Annotated in this window: 9 protein-coding genes; 2 read left to right on the top strand and 7 right to left on the bottom strand. The window is 69.8% G+C overall.

Annotated features, from left to right (window positions below; all coding sequences use genetic code 11):
- Nucleotides 1-254: 254 nt before the first annotated feature.
- A complete protein-coding gene (locus tag AC5WS8_RS32170; RefSeq protein ID WP_496107040.1) occupies nt 255-1,538 on the bottom strand; it encodes a HEPN/Toprim-associated domain-containing protein in 1,284 nt (427 codons plus the stop codon).
- A 240-nt stretch (nt 1,539-1,778) separates the two neighbouring features.
- On the opposite strand from AC5WS8_RS32170, the gene AC5WS8_RS32165 reads away from it, so the two are divergent.
- Nucleotides 1,779-2,036, top strand: a complete 258-nt coding sequence (locus AC5WS8_RS32165; RefSeq protein ID WP_496107039.1) for a hypothetical protein — start codon at nt 1,779-1,781, stop codon at nt 2,034-2,036.
- Nucleotides 2,037-2,127: 91 nt separating this feature from the next.
- Here the strand turns inward: AC5WS8_RS32165 and AC5WS8_RS32160 are convergent, their stop codons facing one another.
- The 5 genes from AC5WS8_RS32160 to AC5WS8_RS32140 form a co-directional block, all read right to left on the bottom strand.
- A complete protein-coding gene (locus AC5WS8_RS32160; protein WP_496107038.1) occupies nt 2,128-5,739 on the bottom strand; it encodes a DEAD/DEAH box helicase in 3,612 nt (1,203 codons plus the stop codon).
- Nucleotides 5,736-6,542 (bottom strand): Hachiman antiphage defense system protein HamA, encoded by an 807-nt coding sequence (locus AC5WS8_RS32155; protein WP_496107037.1) that lies wholly within the window; start codon nt 6,540-6,542, stop codon nt 5,736-5,738. The genes AC5WS8_RS32160 and AC5WS8_RS32155 overlap by 4 nt, the downstream gene beginning before the upstream one ends.
- Before the next feature lie 162 nt (nt 6,543-6,704).
- Nucleotides 6,705-7,697 carry a hypothetical protein gene (locus AC5WS8_RS32150; protein WP_496107036.1) on the bottom strand — a complete coding sequence of 331 codons (993 nt, stop codon included), beginning with the start codon at nt 7,695-7,697 and terminating at the stop codon, nt 6,705-6,707.
- 284 nt (nt 7,698-7,981) lie between these two features.
- Nucleotides 7,982-9,262: an SWIM zinc finger family protein gene (locus AC5WS8_RS32145; protein ID WP_496107035.1), complete on the bottom strand. Its 1,281-nt coding sequence runs from the start codon at nt 9,260-9,262 to the stop codon at nt 7,982-7,984.
- On the bottom strand, nt 9,259-12,132 hold the full coding sequence (locus tag AC5WS8_RS32140; RefSeq protein ID WP_496107073.1) for an SCO1167/SCO6262 family helicase: 2,874 nt from the start codon (nt 12,130-12,132) through the stop codon (nt 9,259-9,261). The genes AC5WS8_RS32145 and AC5WS8_RS32140 overlap by 4 nt, the downstream gene beginning before the upstream one ends.
- Before the next feature lie 230 nt (nt 12,133-12,362).
- On the opposite strand from AC5WS8_RS32140, the gene AC5WS8_RS32135 reads away from it, so the two are divergent.
- On the top strand, nt 12,363-13,169 hold the full coding sequence (locus AC5WS8_RS32135) for an endonuclease domain-containing protein (RefSeq protein WP_496107034.1): 807 nt from the start codon (nt 12,363-12,365) through the stop codon (nt 13,167-13,169).
- A gap of 370 nt (nt 13,170-13,539) precedes the next feature.
- Here the strand turns inward: AC5WS8_RS32135 and AC5WS8_RS32130 are convergent, their stop codons facing one another.
- The gene (locus tag AC5WS8_RS32130) at nt 13,540-16,242 is read right to left on the bottom strand and encodes a hypothetical protein (RefSeq protein ID WP_496107033.1); all 2,703 of its coding nucleotides are present in this window, start codon (nt 16,240-16,242) and stop codon (nt 13,540-13,542) included.
- Nucleotides 16,243-16,314: the final 72 nt, after the last annotated feature.

Raw genomic sequence — 16,314 nt, 5'->3', positions numbered from 1 at the left:
ATGGGGCGGTCACGATCTCGTGTAAGGGCTGGTCGGCCACCATCAACCAAGCCACCGGGCAGGATGCTCAGCGCTTCCGTTGCCCGGCCCGCCCGGTGTACTCCGAACGACGCCCGCTGACCCTTCTGCAGGGAGCGAGACCCCAGCGGCCGGCCGTCCCTGGGGCAAAGGGTGAGGGTGGCGCAGTCCAGCGGCGCCAGCGCGTCATCGCCATCGTCTCGTAGTCGGCCTCCGGACACGCGGCTCCTGGTCCTTCAGTCGAAAGCGTGGACGATCTTCTCGAAGATGGCTCGCAGGCCGCTCCAGTCCCCGCTGCTGTCACGCCCGGAGCGAGCCGCCTTCACCTTCTTCTCGAACGCCTTCAGCACCAGGACCTTGTGCGCCTCCGACAGCACACCCTGGTGACGCTGCACGGCGGGCATGAAGGTTTTCAGGTGGACTGGCGCCAGAGTGCCGTCGATCGTCAGGACGTCTACGCCGAGGTACATCTCCAGGGAACCGGCAACGCCGTTCACGTCGGTCAGTGCCACGGTGGAGGAGGGCGGCTCGATGCTGGGGTAGCGGGTCAGCAAGGGCAGGTCCGGGTAATGCAGCACCCGGCATCCGGCTGGCAGCTTCTGTCTCTTGAGTTTGGCGAACGCCTCATACGCGCCAGCATCGTTGTCGGCAATGGCCACGAAGCGGTTGGCGACACCCGCCGCGATGAACGCATTCACCATGGTCGCGAGCTTGCCGACGCTGCCGCCGGCTTTCGTGCCTGTGTAGTCGATGAAGCGGACGAAGTCGGCGAGGTGCGGGTGGGTGACGTGCATCGCCTCGGTGAGCACCCTGGAGTCGGTGCTTCCTTCCGTGAGTACGATCAGTGGGGCGTTGTCGGCCAGGGCTGCGAGCTGCCGTTCACGTGTCGGACCCGCGATGGGCTGGGCCGTATCCAGGCTTACGCAGCACCCGGTCAGCTCGCTCAGGTCCAGCCCGACCCGCATGGGACCAGGGGCCTGATCGATGATCAGCCGCACGAGGCTGCGGTCCTCGACGAACCAGCGAAGCTCTTGGACGTCGCTGACGGTCTCGGCGAACTCGTCCTCATACTGGAAGTAATCCTGAAACGTGGCGAACGACTTCTGCGACCGGTGCGGTCGGATCGCCTCACCAATTGCTGCGAGCAGTTCGGAGGCCTCGCGCGGGGTCCGGGCGAGAGCCTGGTACACCTGCTCGCCCCGCGCTTCTCGTTCCCGAAGCCCGCTCTGGGCGTCGTAGACCTTCCGCCATTGAGCGATCCCCTCCGCGAGGTCGACGAGCGCACGGCGCGAGGTGAAGCCCTGTACGTTCAGGCGCTGTTGCAGAGCGTTGGCGGTGGTGTAGTACCCGAGCGTGATCCCCCGCTCGTCCCAGCCGTCGTCACGCGTGTCGTCGTCGGCGTCGGCGACGACCAGCTCTCGGTCGCTCTCGTTGAAGAGGGCTGCCAGTTCTTCGTTGTAGTGATCGCGGGTGTAGAGGAACTGGCATTCGCCAACGACCAGGTAGGAGTGATGCCCCATCCCCGCAGGATCCCATCACCCGAGGTGAGGCGCGGCCTGTTTTTCCGGTAGCAACGGGGCCCGTGCGGCGTGTACAGGGAGCCCGTTCAGGCCGAGCTCGCCCGCCGGCTCGCCGGGCATTTCACCAGGCTCCCCTGCAGACGCTCGATTGGGTCGGCATTATGAGCCCGTAGGCCAGAACCGACCGCCAGAAGGGCCCCCGTGCTTACCATCCCGAATGCCGCTGCCACCTTCATCGGGGTGATTGCCTATACCCTCGTGCTCGCCCCGCTCGCCGTAGCCGCCGTTCTCGCTCTCCTGAACGGCACCCTTCGGGGCGTCTTCGGGAAGTGGCGCTTCAGGATGAACGGCTGCCTGTTCGCTGCGTTCTCCCTCGGTTCCATTGCCGACCACGCTCTGGGTATGCCCAGCGCCGTTGTCTACGCGGAACTCACTCTCGCTCTGCTGTGCGCCCTTGCTCTCTGTATCGAGGCCGTGCGGCGCCGCGGAAGCCTCTGAAATCCAACGGGGCGGCTGTCGGTGATCCGTGCTCCTGCCGCTCGGTGGTGTGGTGTGCCGTAAACGGGGTCCCCCAACCGGGCTGGGCTGGTCACCGCGATGTGCGCCTTCTGCGTTCTTCCGGCGCTGGGCTGATGGTGATGGCGAGCTCGACCTGGTCGTGGTCTGCCAGCTGGCCGGTGTCGGCGAAGGGTTGGGGGTCGGTGTGCAGGACGGCGGTGACCAAGGGGGCGGGCCGGTCGTCGAGGGCCAGCGCGAGCGGCCGGGCAGTGGACTTGGCGATCCAGCCGAGGGGAAGCCCGTGGTGCTCGACCCGGATGGCGTTCGGGTCGGCCGGGTTGTTGGCGTCTCGTACCAGGTCGAGACGGGTTCCCGCCGGGAGTCTGGCGAGAAGCCAGACATTGTTGGCGTGCCGGACGCCGCGCAGGGGGGTGGTGAACGTTCCTCGGCCGCTGAGGATGGTCTTCTGGACGCTGCGGGGGCTGCGGCGCTCGGTGCTGCGGATCAGCAGGGCCGCGATGTTGGGGGTGGTGATGGCGGTGATCTCGTCGGTGGTCAGGTCGGCGAGCCAGCCGGTGAAGTCGGAGAAGGACGGCTCGGGGACGGGGCAGCGTGCGGCCAGGTCGGTCGCGGCGCTGCGCTGGTGGATGCCGAGGCTGGCGGCGTAGCAGGCGGGGGCGGTGTCGACGCCGTATTTGAGCATGGCGGGCAGGGCGGCGAGTGGGCCTTCGGGGGTGATGCCGTGGCGGGTCTCCAGGATCTGCAGGATCGAGGAGACGGCCCAGGCCAGGTCTTGGGTGATCACCTTGTCGATGTAGTCCGAGGTGACGGTGATGTCCTTGGCGGCGAGGAGCAGCTGGTAGTGGTGGTGGATCTCCTGGAGCGTCCAGCCGGCGATCCAGTCGCCGGCGAGAGGGACGACCGCCCCGATCGGCCGGTTCTTGTCAGTGGCGCTGCGGCGGAGTTCCTGGATGGTGGTGGCGGCGGTCAAGACGGTGTCGCGCAGGGCTGGCCATGTCGCGGGGCCGAGGAGGCCGGGGTGTTCGGTGAGGGTGTTCGCGACCTGTTCGGCGGCGGTGATCGCGTCGAGGCCGCCTTGCAGGCTCAGTCCCGTGCGCAGGATCGCCGCGCGAGCGGCCGGGTCGGGGAGCTGGCGGGCGAGTGCGGCGACGCGGCGGGCGGTGAAGCGGGCGAGCGGTTTGAGGGACCACTCCTGGGCGCCGATCTGGTGGCCGCCCAGGGTGTGTGCGAGCAGGTCGTGTGCCGCGTCTTCCAGCAGGTTCTGGTCGGGGGTGTCGACGACCTCTTCGGCGAGCATCGTCAGGAGTTGGAGCTCGAGTTCCTGCGCCCATTCGGTGAGTTCTTCCTGCTCTGGGTCGGGCAGGTCGATGTCCGCCAGGTTCTGTCCGGGGGTAGGGCGGGCGCCCAGTCTCGTGATGGCGAGGCGGTGGTAGAGCGCGCCGATGGTGGACAGGACTGGTTCGATGTTGTCCTTGTCGAGGTAGCGGAGCCGTAGCTTTCGGGCGTCCTGGGCGTCCTTCGCGATGAGGACGACGTGGCCTTCGGTCTCCTGGAAGGCGCGGCCGGCGCGGCCGGCGGCGTTCCAGAACTCGCGGACGCCGATCTGTTCCTGGTTGCGCCAGGTGCTGTGCACCAGGACGGTCTTGACCGGCAGGTTCATGCCTTGGGAGAGGGTGCTGGTGGCGCACAGTACGCGCAGTGCGCCGTCGCGGTAGGCGCGTTCCAGCAGGTGCCGGACGGGCTGCGGGACGGTGCCGTGGTGGTAGGCGATGCCCTGGGTCACCATCACGGTGAGCTCGTGCTCGGCGCCGAGGTGCTCGGCGATCCGTTCCGAGAGCGCCAGGCGTTGGTCCCGCTGGTTACGCCCGCCGAGCACCGGGGTGTCGGTCTTGTCCAGTGCCGTTTGCAGGGCGCGTGCGGCGGCCTGCGCGTAGGTGGGCTGGGTGGTGGAGATCAGGACCGGGCCGAGACGTTCGAAGTGCAGCGCCAGCGAGGCCGCGACGTCCTTGAGGTCGCGCGGGAACAGCCGGGTGCGGGTGAGGCGGCGGGTGAGGACCTTGGGGACGAAGAAGTCTCTGCCCTGGGCGGTGCCGTAGTAGATGCTGCCGGTCTGTCCGTCCTTTTCCTGTCCCTGCCAGGTGAACACTCCGGTGCGTAGCTGGGAGGGTGACCAGTCGATCTTGGCGTGGTTGGTGCCGTGGGCGGTGGGCTCCAGCCAGCGGGCGATGTCCTCGCCGTTGGGCAGGACCGCGGACAGCAGGACGATCCGCGCCTGCGGGGTCGTGCGGCGGATCCGGGTGAGGACCATCTCCAGACGCAGGCCGCGGGCGGAGTGGTCGATGGAGTGTCCTTCGTCGACGAGGACCAGGCGCAGCCGGCCGGCGAGTTCGGGAGTGTTGCGCAGGAGCAAGTCGAGTTTCTCGGTGGTGACGACGAGGACGTCCGTGTGGTCCAGGAGCTGGTTTTCGTAGCGGACGTGTTCGGCGCCGCCGAAGAGGGAGGAGACGCGCAGGCCGACGAGTTCGAGGCTGGCGGCGAGGTGTCGTTCGACCTGGGCGGCGAGCGCGCGGGTGGGCACCACGTAGACGGCCAGCGGCGGATCGAGGAAGCGCAGGATCAGGCCGAGGGGGTTGCCATCGGCCTCGCCGGTCTCGGCGAGGGCATGGAGGATGGCCCACTCGGCGATGTGGGTCTTGCCCGCGGAGGTGGGCATGGTGACGGTGAGGTTGTGGGCTCGGGCGTCGAGGAGTCCGGCGTCCAGGGCGGTGCGCTGGGAGGGCCAGACCTGGGTGAGCGGGCGGTCGGAGACGATCAGGGCCTTGAGGTAGCGCTCCCAGGTCCTCGACCAGGTGGCAGCGCGGCGCAGCAGGAGCCACGGGGATGTCGCGACGATGTCCTCGACGACGTGGGCGAGGGAGTCGACCAGGGTCCAGGTGTCCACGACGGAGGCCTGCAGGAGGATGGCCGAGGCCTGCTTCAGGTCGCTGATCGCGGCGCGTCCGGCCGTGCGGTCGCCGGTGCGCCACAGGGTGGCCAAGGAGCGGGCCGAGCGGCCGACGAGGCCGTAGGCGGCCAGCACAGCGAGGTCCGCCTGCTCGGCCTGGCCTGCGGCGAGCGCGACGGTGAGTGCGCGGCCGAGGCGTGGGAGTTCGCTTGCTGTGGCGGCGCCGAGCTGGGCGACGGTGTCGATGTCGCGTTGCAGAACTGCGCCGGCGGCCTCGGCGATCCGGTAGGGGGCGGCGGCGGTCAGCCCGTCGGAACCGGGGATGTCCCCGTAGGTGAACAGCTCCCCGACCTCTCTTTGGAAGGTGCGGGCGATGGCGGTGGCGTTGGCCTGGTAGCCGGCTAGGCTCCACATGGTCGCCGAGATCGCGAGCAGTTCGATCCGTGTCTCCGGCTCGTTCGCCTGCGCGGCGAGGTCGGCGTAGGCCTGGGCGATGTCCGGCAGCGGCCCCGGGTCCGTACGTCGCTCGCGGGGGGTGCGGGCCAGTTGCCCGAGCCGGGCGAGGGAGAGACCGCGACGCAGCGCGTCGGCATCGTAGGTGTAGGCGGCTGTGCCCTCGGTGCTGATCTGTTCGGCCAGGACGTGGGAACGCAGCTGGCCGCGCAGGGGGGCGGACGCCTCTCCGGTGGCCAGGGCCTGGTCGCCCAGGCGGCGCATGGTCCCGTCGTCGTCCCTCACTCTGTACCCGCCGTTCCGTTGTCCTTGCCGCTGCTCGTGGTGGTGCCGGGGGCTGTCTCTGCCGCGTCGTAGACGCGGCCGACGAACTCCTTGAGGTCGTCGATCTTGACGACGGTCAGCTCGGTGCGCTGGGTCACCATCGCGCCGAGGCCGGCCACGATGTCCTCTTTCCACGATCCCGCGTCGTGGACGAAGAGCATGTGCCGCTCCACCTGGCGGCGCCCTGGATCGCGCAGCAGCGCGCCGAGCCGGCGGGCGAGGAACACCTGCCCGCGGTCACTACAGCGCGCCATGAGGAAGTGGATGCTCTCGTCCAGCCTGTCCAGGACCTTCTCCAGGCTGCTGTACGCCTCCTCCCCGACCCGGTTGTCCCGGGAAGCGCGGGTCTTGACTTCCGGGACGGCAATCGCCGGAGGGTCCTGGCGGAAGCGGAACGCCAGCACGTCCGTGCCCTGCACGGCCTGTGCCGGGGTCTGCTTGTAGCGCAGCTTCAGGACCGGGACGCACCACCGGCGCACCTTGCGGTAGAGAGCGCCGGTGATGATCTCTCCGAAGTCCCCGTGCCGGATCTTGCGGTCCGTGGGGAACTTGTTCGTCCGCAGGTAGCCCGCGACGTCCGGGGCACCCAGGTCGTCGAAGACGTTGGCGAGCTCATTGGGAGCCAGGTAGTTGCGCATCACCTCGTGGCCCAGCCGTTCAACGAGCTCGTCGTCTTCGATCAGCCCCTCATCGGCGAGCAGCTGGTAATCCAACAGCCCGTCCGGCTGGTCCACGGCCTGCGGCCTGAGCCACTTGTCGAACACGCGCCCTTGCCCCTCCCCGGGCGCCACGCCTGGTCGGCAAGCGCGCCTGGGGCAAGGCTAGGCCAGTCATGCCATCGGTCTCCATCCCGGGACGCCGGGGGCCGATGGAGTGGCAGTTATCTCGGGTGATCCATGGGCTTCAGGCATGCTGGTCGGGCTAACTCATGCCTCCTCGCGAGTCTCTCTGGACGCGGCACGCAGTTCCAGGGCCCGTTTGTCGCGCTCAGCCCGTAGCCGCATGAGGCGGGCGTGCAGCTCCGGCCAGCCGTCAGGCGGCGACGGCTCGAGCACGCGCTCCCCGTCCCACACGGGCCCCGGTACATGCCATGTGTAGACCTGGTCCTCCAGCTCGCGCTCGTCCTCCTCAAGTATGCGGACCGTGTTGATCGCGTGGGTGCCCGGCGGGTTCGTGACGGTGGTGACGAGCTGGTGTTCGAAGAGGTGGGCAATGCGTCTGCTCCACCATGAGAGGGCACGCCGCGGGACGCGGTGCTGGTCGTCCCGGGAGAAGGCATGGGAGTCCATGGCCCCCCGCTGGCGGATCGTCTCGAGCATTTCCCGGTGTGCGTCGGTCAGCGGTGTGGGGCGCTTTGTCTTCGGTTTCGCCTTCCGCTCAGGTTGGGGCAACTCGGGCAGATCGGCCTCCTGGCCCAGGCGGTCCTGCATGCCGACGCGGCAGGCGGTGCGCAGCCTTCGCCTCCACAACCGCTCCCGGTCGGGGGCGTCTGCGAGTTCGAGGAGCCCCGGGCAGATGTCGCAGAGCCTCAGCAGGACGCTGGTGCGGTCCTGCACGTAGGGGTCAGGCCACCATGCGCGCGGTTCGGTGGCTGCACGCCCGCAGAACGCGCAGCCGGACTCGTGATGCGGTTCGGTAACCAGGCCGGTGACGATCGGCCAGGACACCCAGAAGGCGCCGCCGTCGAGGTACCGCGACGCATCCTCGAAGCCGACCAGGAGCAGGCAGGTGTCACACAGGTCGGCTGCCGGAGCGTCGGCGTCCTGATCCAGGAACGGTATGCGCGTGGAAGACGCGTCGTGGCGGCACCACGAACAGGCCGATGCATCCGGGCGGGGATCCGCCGGGGGCTCGCGGTAGCAGAGCTTCAAACTGTCGGGAAGGTCTGGAGGAAACGGCGAACTGGCGATGCGAGGCATGCCCACAACCTAGGCGCCGAGCGTCAGCCCGAACCGAGTCTTGTCCGTTCGGGTTGCGTCCTTCCCGCCAGGCGGTCACCTTTCCTTGTGGGCGGCCCGCAGAGCGGGCTCACTGATCGACAGGGGTGTCCCGGTTCCAGACGCAGCGGCAGCAGCGCGGCTGCTGCGCGGAGTCTGGCCCGTCCCACGACGACGGTGGCCGTGCTGGTCGCGGCGCCGAGCACGGTGCCGGCGGGCGCCGCACGCGGCTGTGATCTGGATGTGCCCGGCCCGTGGTGCACCAGCTACTCAGCCCTCGGTTCGAGCAGGTCGCTCAGCACAATCGTGACGTCCCGGTCGGGGAACCCGGCCGGCCACCACGTGCCGTACTTCTTGCGGTAGGGGTACCAAAGGTGGCCGCCGGTGCCCAGGCGCAGTTGGGCGTCGTGCCCGCTCACTGTGAGCCAGTTCCCTGTGATGCGTATCGCCAGGGCCTGTGATGCACTCCAGGCCTGCTTGATCTCCTCGCGCACAGCACGCAGGTAGGCCGGGTCCGGCTCCCATGCCGTGTCGAGGATCTCCATGGCCGCGGCCCCGCCGTACTGCCAGGCGCGGGCGGCCCGGGTGAGGGAGGCGGGGGTGCGGTGCGCGCTCCAGCACAGCCGGGTGAAGATCTCGGCGGGGGGTGTGGCGGCGGCGAGGCGTACGAGGTCGTCGTCGGTGCTGAGGGTGGTGGGGGTGAGGTCCTGCGGGTGTGCTGGGGAGGGTGCGAGGGCCTGGTTCAGCATCTGGCGGGCGCGGGTGGCGGTGTCGGCGGCCAGGAACCGCAGGGCGACCGGGTCGAGCCCGGGTGCGGGGGCGACCCCGGAGGTCAGTTCGGGTACCGGGCCGGGGTCATCGACGGGTGGTGGTGGCGCGGGCAACGGCGGGAGCCCGGCGCGGGCGGCCGCGAACACCTTCCGGGCGGGTACGCCCGGCGGTGCCGGAGCCGTGGTGTGGGCAGCATTGCGCCGGTGGAGGTCCGCCATGAGTTCGCTCTCGCCGCGTCCGCGCAGGAGGAGCAGAACGAAGGGGTCGCGGTCGAGGAGGCGGGCCACCTGGTAGTAGAGGGCGGCGGCGTGCTTGCACGGGTCGCCCCAGTCGGGGCACGAGCATCTGGGGGTCAGTTCGTGGGGCTGAGGCAGGAGGCGTACTCCGGCTTGGGCTGCGGTTTCGGCGAGGGTGCTGGGCATGTCGCGGTCGAGGAGGGCAGCGAGGTGGCCGGCCTGGGCGGCGGCCGTGTCGAGGAGGACGTCCCAGGCGCCCGGGGCGAGGGTGGGGATGTCCATGGAAGTGCGGTAGGGGCGGGGTTGGCTGCCTTGCACGTGGGCGGTGGCGCGGCCGGGGGTGACGGTGATGGGGCCGACGTTACCGGCGCGGGCGTAGGTCCGGCCGCGGGCGAGGCGCCCGGTCGCGGAGCGGGTCGGGCCTTCGAGAGCTTCGACCCAGGCGTTGCCCCACCAGCTTTCGGCGAAGGAGCGGCGGCCGCGGGCGGTGGGCAGAGGCGGAAAATCCCGTCGCCGGTCGTCGGGGGCTGTGGGGGTCATCGGCGTGCCTGCTTCAGTTGGACGAATTCGGCCAGTTCGGCGTCGCTCAGTTCCGTGAACGCGCTCTCCCCGCCGCCCAGTACCGCGTCCGCCAGGGCCCTCTTGGTTTCGAGGAGTTCGGCGATGCGGTCCTCAACGGTGCCTTCGGCGATCAGGCGGTGGACCTGGACGGGCTGGGTCTGGCCGATGCGGTAGGCACGGTCGGTGGCCTGTTCTTCGACGGCGGGGTTCCACCAGCGGTCGTAGTGGATGACGTGGCCGGCCCGGGTGAGGTTCAGGCCGGTACCGGCGGCCTTGACGGAGAGCAGGAACACCGGGACCTCACCGGCCTGGAAGGCGCGCACCATCTCCTCGCGGCGGGCCACGGGGGTGGCGCCGTTCAGGAACTGGGCCCGGATGCCGCGGCGGGACAGGTGGTCCAGGATGAGGTGGCCCATGGTCACGTACTGGCTGAAGACCAGGACGGAGCCTTCCTCGGCGAGGATGGTGTCCAGCAGTTCGTCGAGGAGTTCCAGCTTCCCGGACCGGCCGGCAATCTTCGCCCCGGAGGGCTCTTCCTTCCGGAACTGTGCGGGGTGGTTGGAGATCTGCTTCAGCGCGGCCAGGAGTTTGAGGACCAGGCCCCGGCGGGCGATGCCGTCGCTCTCGCGGATCGCGGCCATCGTCTCGCGGACCACCGCCTCGTACAGGGCCACCTGCTCCTTGGTGAGGGTGACCGGGTGGTCGGTCTCGGTCTTGGCCGGCAGTTCGGGCGCGATCCCCGGATCGGACTTCTTGCGGCGCAGCAGGAACGGGGCGACCAGCGCGGCCAGGCGGCCGGCCGCTTCGGGATCCTGGCCGCTCTCGGCGCCGCGGGCGTACTGGTCACGGAACACCTTCAAGGGGCCCAGCAGCCCGGGCGTGGTCCAGTCGAGCAAGGCCCACAGTTCGGAGAGGTTGTTCTCCACGGGAGTGCCGGTGAGCGCGACCCTGGCCCGGGTCCGCAGGGTGCGCAGGGCCTTCGCGGTCGCCGAGAACGGGTTCTTCACATGCTGCGCCTCGTCCGCCACGACCAGCCCCCAGAAGGGTTCTGCGAGTTCTGTCGCGCGCAGGCGCATGGTGGCGTACGTGGTCAGCACGAAGCCCTCGCCGACGTCGGCCAGGCTGCGCTTGGTGCCGTGGTAGCGGCGGACGGGGGTGCCGGGCGCGAACCGTTCGATCTCTCGGACCCAGTTGCCCATCAGCGAGGTCGGGCAGACCACCAGGGTCGGCCCGGCGGTCGCCGGGTCCTGCATGCGGTGCAGATGCAGGGCGATGAGGGTGATCGTCTTGCCGAGTCCCATGTCGTCGGCGAGGCAGCCCCCGAGGCCGAGCGAGGTCATCTGGTGCAGCCAGGTCAGGCCCCGCAGCTGGTAGTCGCGCAAGGTGGCGTCCAGAGCGGCGGGCTGCGGCACCGGCCTCCGGCGGGCAGCTGCCTCGGGGTCGGCGAGGCGCTCCTTCAGCTCCGCCAGCCAGCCTCCCGCGGTGACCTCCACCCGTTCGCCGCCGATGTCCGCGCTCCCGGCCAAGACGGTGCCCAGCGCCTGAACGGGGGTGAGGTCGCGGGCCTTGCGGTCCTGGGCGCGGGCCAGGACGGCGGGGTCGATGAGCACCCACTGGTCGCGCAGCCGTACCAGGGGCCGTTTGGCCTCGGCGAGGCGTTCCAGCTCGGCCGGGTCGAGTTCCCGGCCGCCGAGGGTGATCTGCCAGCGGAAGGAGAGCAGGGCGTCGGCCGACAGCAGGGACGGCAGGTCGGATGCCGTCTTTTCGGCCGGTTCGACGACGGCGCGGGCCAGCAACTGACGGGCCAGTTCCTTGGGCCAGTGGACCTGAACGCCCGCTGCCGCCAGAGCGGCGGCGCCGTCGCCGAGAAGGTCGGACACCTCCGCATCAGACAGGGAGAGTTCGGCAGGTACACGCATCTCAAGGAGACGCGCCAGCGGCGGCCAGGCGTGGGCGGCCCGCCCCAGGGCCAGGAGCGCCTCCGCGCGGTCCGAGGGACTGAACAGCGCGGCCGCGTCCAACTGGCCGGCCCAGACTACGCGGGCGTCGGCGACCACGGCCTCGGCAAGGTGGTGCAGCTGGACGACCGCCCGCACCTCGTCCTGCGCGCCGTCGTCCCCACCATCCCAGGGGCAGCTCCCCTCGCCCGGGCCGGGCAGTTCGATCCGCAGGGAGACCGCGGTCCCCGCGTCGATGCCTGCCGCGACACCAGCCGCCCACTCACGCTGGTGCGGCACCTTCTGCGGGGCGGCCACGGTCCAGGCCTCACCTCCCGCGGCCAGCGCGCCCGCCGGAGTGCGGGCCAGGACATCGGCCACCGCGTCCAGAAAACCCCGCAGCAGCGGCTCGGCCGCCGGAAGCTCCAACGCCGGTGCGCCCTGGGCGGGCACCGCCCGGGCCTCGGGTGGCATCGCGGCCGCCAACTCCTTGACCCGCTGCATGTCATCTGCGTCGTAGGGGCCGATCCGCCACGCGTCGAACCCTGCGGGGCTCACACCGGGCAGCAGCCGGCCCCGGGCCAACAACTGCAGAGTAAGCACGGTGGCCGCGCCCCAGAACGCGGCAGCCGGATCCGCGCCCGGCATCCGGCGCGCCTGGGTGAGAACCACCAGCGCCTCGGCCACCGGCATCACGGTGGCGGGAACCTCCCGCCGGCGTACCGAGGTGCCGTGGGGGCGCACCACGCTCAGAGAATCCCCAGCCCCTGGCGGAGCCGCTGCGTCCCCGCACCAGAACGCCACACGCCCTTCTCTCGGAGGATCCGACGGGATGAACACCGCGGCGCACTCGGCCAGTGAGGCCATCCGCGCCGCCGTCAGCGCGGCCGGACTACCGCCGGACATCGTCATGGCTGCCGGAACGGATCCCACGGACTGCCGCCTCCCCTGCTCCTTCACCGCGGGCCACAAGGGCCGCGCCCCGCGCTCACCGAGCGTAGCGGTGGAAAACACGGAGCGGCCCGGAATGCAACTACCCCCACCCCATCGAGCGGCGTGCCCTCCGTAAACCCCGTCACGTTCTGCTGCGGCAGCGTGCCGGTACCGGCCCGAGTGTCAGTGTCGTAGGCCAGGATCCTCCCATGGCCAGCCTGGACGAACTGCCCCCGTACAGACGCGCACAGCTGCTGTGGCGCTGGGCCCCTCAGGGGGTCGCGTTCGTTGAAGACCTGGTCCGCGATGCCGAGAAGCGGCCCTGTCGTCTGCCGTCTCCCCCGCTGGGGCCGCCTGGCCGGACCCTCGCGGTATCCGGTGATGACGGCCGGTTCCATCTCGAACGGGCGGGTCGGATGCTGTGCGGGGACGCGGAGGCCGCCGGCGCTTGGATCCATCGTCAGCACTGCGGGTGGATTGAGCGGGAGCACGGGCCGCAGGAATGGAGGGGCGGCCGCCTGGACGAGGCAGCTGCCGGCACGGTGGTCTGGGGCTCCCGCGTCGTCGAGTGGTCGGTTCGGGCGACCGGCCCGGGCGTGGATCCGGGCACTGTCGACCGGCCGGACCGCTGCCAGGGCGGCTCGTATGAGCTGAGGCACCTGTGGCCGCCGCGTCCGGCCCGTACGGCGTCCATCCGGCGCCTGCGTGCCGCGCTGGTCGGCGCGCTCGGCGCCGACTGTCACCTGTGCGGCCTGTACCCCGGGGCGATGGTTGACCACGACCACCAGACGGGGCGGGTGCGGGGGCTTCTATGCGCGTTCTGCAACCGGGTCCTGGAGGAATGCCCGCACCTCACCGGGTGTCCGAGGGCCGACTATCTGCTCGTGCCTCCGGCGGCTGGGCTGAACCTCATCTACCCGGCCAGCCAACAGTGGCGGCCCAAGGAGGCTACCCGCCAGCGGGTCATCGGGCAGCTCGGGTTCGATCCCTTCGAGGGATTGCACTCGCCGTTGTAGGCACCGGGACAGTGGATTCGTGGCAACGCGACCATCCGCTTCAGGGGAGCGCGGGTCGGAAGGCGTAGGTGCCTAGCGCACGGCAGGCAGGCCACGCCTTGCCCTGTCATGGAGAATGGCAGAAGTCACCCTCTCCTGGCGTCCGCTCGGTCAGCAGCGGCCTCCGGGCGATGCACGAACGGTGGCCGCTGCCCGGTCGGTTCGTCTGCGTGCAGTTCTGCCGATGCTCCAGTCATACAGGCCACCGTTAGGGCAGCGGCCACGTGCCGACGTCTCCGAGAGGTCCGTGACCGATCGGAAGCGCGCACAGGCGTCCGTAAGCGAGTCCCCAAGTAGGGCCTCGCGCCTGGGTCGCCCCTGCTCTCCGCTGTCAGGCAGGGCGGCGCAGCGGCAGGGTGAACAGGGCTGCCGGAATGTCGGAGACGCCCTGGGTCTCGAGTGCTTGGCCCAGGGTGTAGTCGGCCACGTCTTCACCCGCCTCGATGAGAGCGGTGAGGGCAGTGAACCAGGAGGTGCCGAGCAGCCTGGATGTACCCCGGGTCTGATCGGGAGGCTCGGGCATCGGAGATAGCTTGATTGTTTTGCGGTGGCCCTCCCACAGGCTCGGCTCCTCGTATTGGGTCAGGAAGGCGCTGTAGGCCTCCTGCTCCTGGCGCTCGTTCCAGGTGGACTCCGCCGCACGGTAGGCGGCTCGGGCGGCGGCCCGGATCTCCTCGCGGCGCCGCGCCACGGCCTGGTAGCGCGCGTGGGCGGCTTCGGCTCGCCGGACGAGGTCTGCGTCCAGCCTCAGGACGTCGACCACCTGACCCCATGAAGCCTCCCAGGGGGGTCGGCCTCCCAACCGATCCCAGTTGCGCTGGCCGAACGAGGCGCGCCGTCCCGCGACTGCCTTCTTGCGACGGTCCCGGTGCCAAAAGAAGCCGTACCCCTCAAGCGTGACCGTTTCTGCCTTGCCGGTAGCCGGATGATCCTCGTCCGCCTCGCCCCAGGAGTTGACCGTCCATGCGATCACGGCGTGCTTGTCCTGCAGCGTCACAGCAGCGACGTCCCGGTCGGGGAACTCCGTGCGGGCGAGCCGGATGACCTCATCAGCGAGGACCTCCTGCTCCGGACCGGCCAGGTGCTCGGCAAGGGTGGCGCCACGGTCCCAGCTCTCCCAATCGGATGTGCTGCGATGGGCTGTCCATCGGTTCGGCCGCGCCCCAGGCAGCACCCACTCCCGGCTGCCGCGCGGCTGTCCACGCAGGTTGAAGCTGTGCTCGGCGACGAACGGACCGTTCTCATGCGGCGTGAGCACAACCAGGTGACCGGCATGAGTCTGAGCGATCAGCAGTGCATCCGGGTGTTCGGCCGCCAGCGCTTCCACGACCTCTTTGGTGGCGCGGTTGTGTTCGGTGCGCTGCCGGCGCCGGAACTCGGCCAGGACATCCCGGGCGGCTTTGGCGTCAGCCTCTGCTCCGCGGCCGGTCAGCGGACGGTGAAACCGGTTGGCGAACTTCCACCAGTCAACCAGGCCGACGACGGCCTCTTCGGCTTCCGCCAAGCTGACGCCGGATTGCTGCATCAGCATGCCGATCACCATCTGCCGGAAGGGGGCCTCGGCGGACCTCTCCTGTTCCTTGGCCGTGACTGCGGTGTTGATCACCGGCACCATGTCCAGGTAGTGCTCCCGGTCGACCCGGTTACGCAGGAAGGTGCGCAGCAGGTCAGGATCGGCAGCGTCGTAGGCAAGGAGGAAGGGGTCCTCGGCGCGCACGGTGCAGGAGGCGCGAACCCTCGCGGGACGGAGCCCTCTGTCGGTCCATATCTCGTCCGTGCGCTCGTAGCGGATCACCAGCCCTCCGTCCGGACGGCGCTGCTCGATCGTGTAGATCGTGCCGGGGCTGGGGGCGTCGGCCGTCGCGGGGTGGAGACGGGAATGGCCGCGCTGGTAGTCGTCGCGGCCGTACGCCAGTTGACGGAAGGCTTCGCTCCTGCTGGCCACGATGACCCGCATGCCCGGCCGCAATTGGGCATTGACCCGCTTCTGCCAATCGACGAACCGCTCGCCTCCGTCGCCGAGCGCATAGGAGTCCTCTGCGTCCGGAATGAGGACCACCCGGCCCGCGTCGATGGCGTCCTGGTCGAGCAGGTTCAGACCCTGCTCAGGATGCGGGTGCAGGATCGTTGTGCGGTCGGCGAGCCCCTGTAGTAGCAACCCCACCTTCATATACTGACGACGGGTTGCGTCGGCCTTCTCCTCAGCCTTCTTCCACTGAAGGCTGCCCGGCTCAAGCGGGCGCCCCCAGTGGTCGCGGAAGAGGTTGGCGAACTCGTCCGCAGCTGGGAACAGCCGTCGTTCGAGCCTGAGTTCGTTGAAGACCGCAAAGAGACGTTCGCCGTTGCGGACCAGGAAGAACGTCGCGGTGTTCGCTTCCTTCATCGCGGCGTTGAACCAAGGGTCCCCCGCATAACGGCGCTCGGTGCGGCTCGGCACCAGCGCCACGATGCCCTTGGGCTCTGGCAGGACCTGGTCCAGGTTCGTGTCGTCGGCCAGAAGCCAGGCGAAGAAGTCATCCAGGCCTTCGACGTCCAAGCCGCCACTCTCGGCGGCCACCATGCACTCCTGATCCGCGCTGAGGACCATCTGCCGCAACACCACGGGCGTGTTCGCCGCAGCCGGCTCGCCTTCCCGAAGCGTCTCGATGCCCTCCTCGATGCCGAGGTAGAGGGTGATCGCCGAGATGCCTTCCTCCATGCGCGCGGCCTGGGCCCGCAGGGGTTCCAGTGCCCGGTAGGCCGCCTGCATCTGGGCTTCCATCAACTCCCGAAGCCGTGCCTTGCGCCTGCCGATGTCGCCTTGCAGGCGCTTCAGGCGGGCGAGCTGCCGGACCATGCTGGCCTTGGCCTCGATTGCCTGTTGGCCAGCAGCCGGAACAAGCGCGGCACCTGGCTCGGGCTCGGGCTCCGTCGCCGCGGTCAATCGCTGCGCTTCGGCCGCTAACTCGCCCAGTTCCGCAGTGAGCTGGGCAATCTCAGCCGCTGGGTCCTGGGCAAGCCCGGCCTGGCGCGCAGCTGGCAGATTGTCGGTCACAGCGGTACTCCCAAGGTCAGAATGCAGCTGGCGGTGGGGTTGGGGCACTCTCAACAATATGTTGCCTATAAG

It is taken from the genome of Streptomyces sp. PTL18 (genome assembly GCF_059510295.1).
The sequence above is the reverse complement of the archived record's forward strand: the minus strand, read 5'-3'. Positions and strand labels throughout refer to the sequence as shown.

Excerpts from the sequence above, each read along its gene's own strand:
- AC5WS8_RS32170 (WP_496107040.1), bottom strand. The coding sequence starts at position 1,538 with ATGGGGCATCACTCCTACCTGGTCGTTGGCGAATGCCAGTTCCTCTAC.
- AC5WS8_RS32150 (WP_496107036.1), bottom strand. The coding sequence starts at position 7,697 with ATGCCTCGCATCGCCAGTTCGCCGTTTCCTCCAGACCTTCCCGACAGT.
- AC5WS8_RS32145 (WP_496107035.1), bottom strand. The coding sequence starts at position 9,262 with ATGACCCCCACAGCCCCCGACGACCGGCGACGGGATTTTCCGCCTCTG.
- AC5WS8_RS32140 (WP_496107073.1), bottom strand. The coding sequence starts at position 12,132 with ATGACGATGTCCGGCGGTAGTCCGGCCGCGCTGACGGCGGCGCGGATG.
- AC5WS8_RS32135 (WP_496107034.1), top strand. The coding sequence starts at position 12,363 with ATGGCCAGCCTGGACGAACTGCCCCCGTACAGACGCGCACAGCTGCTG.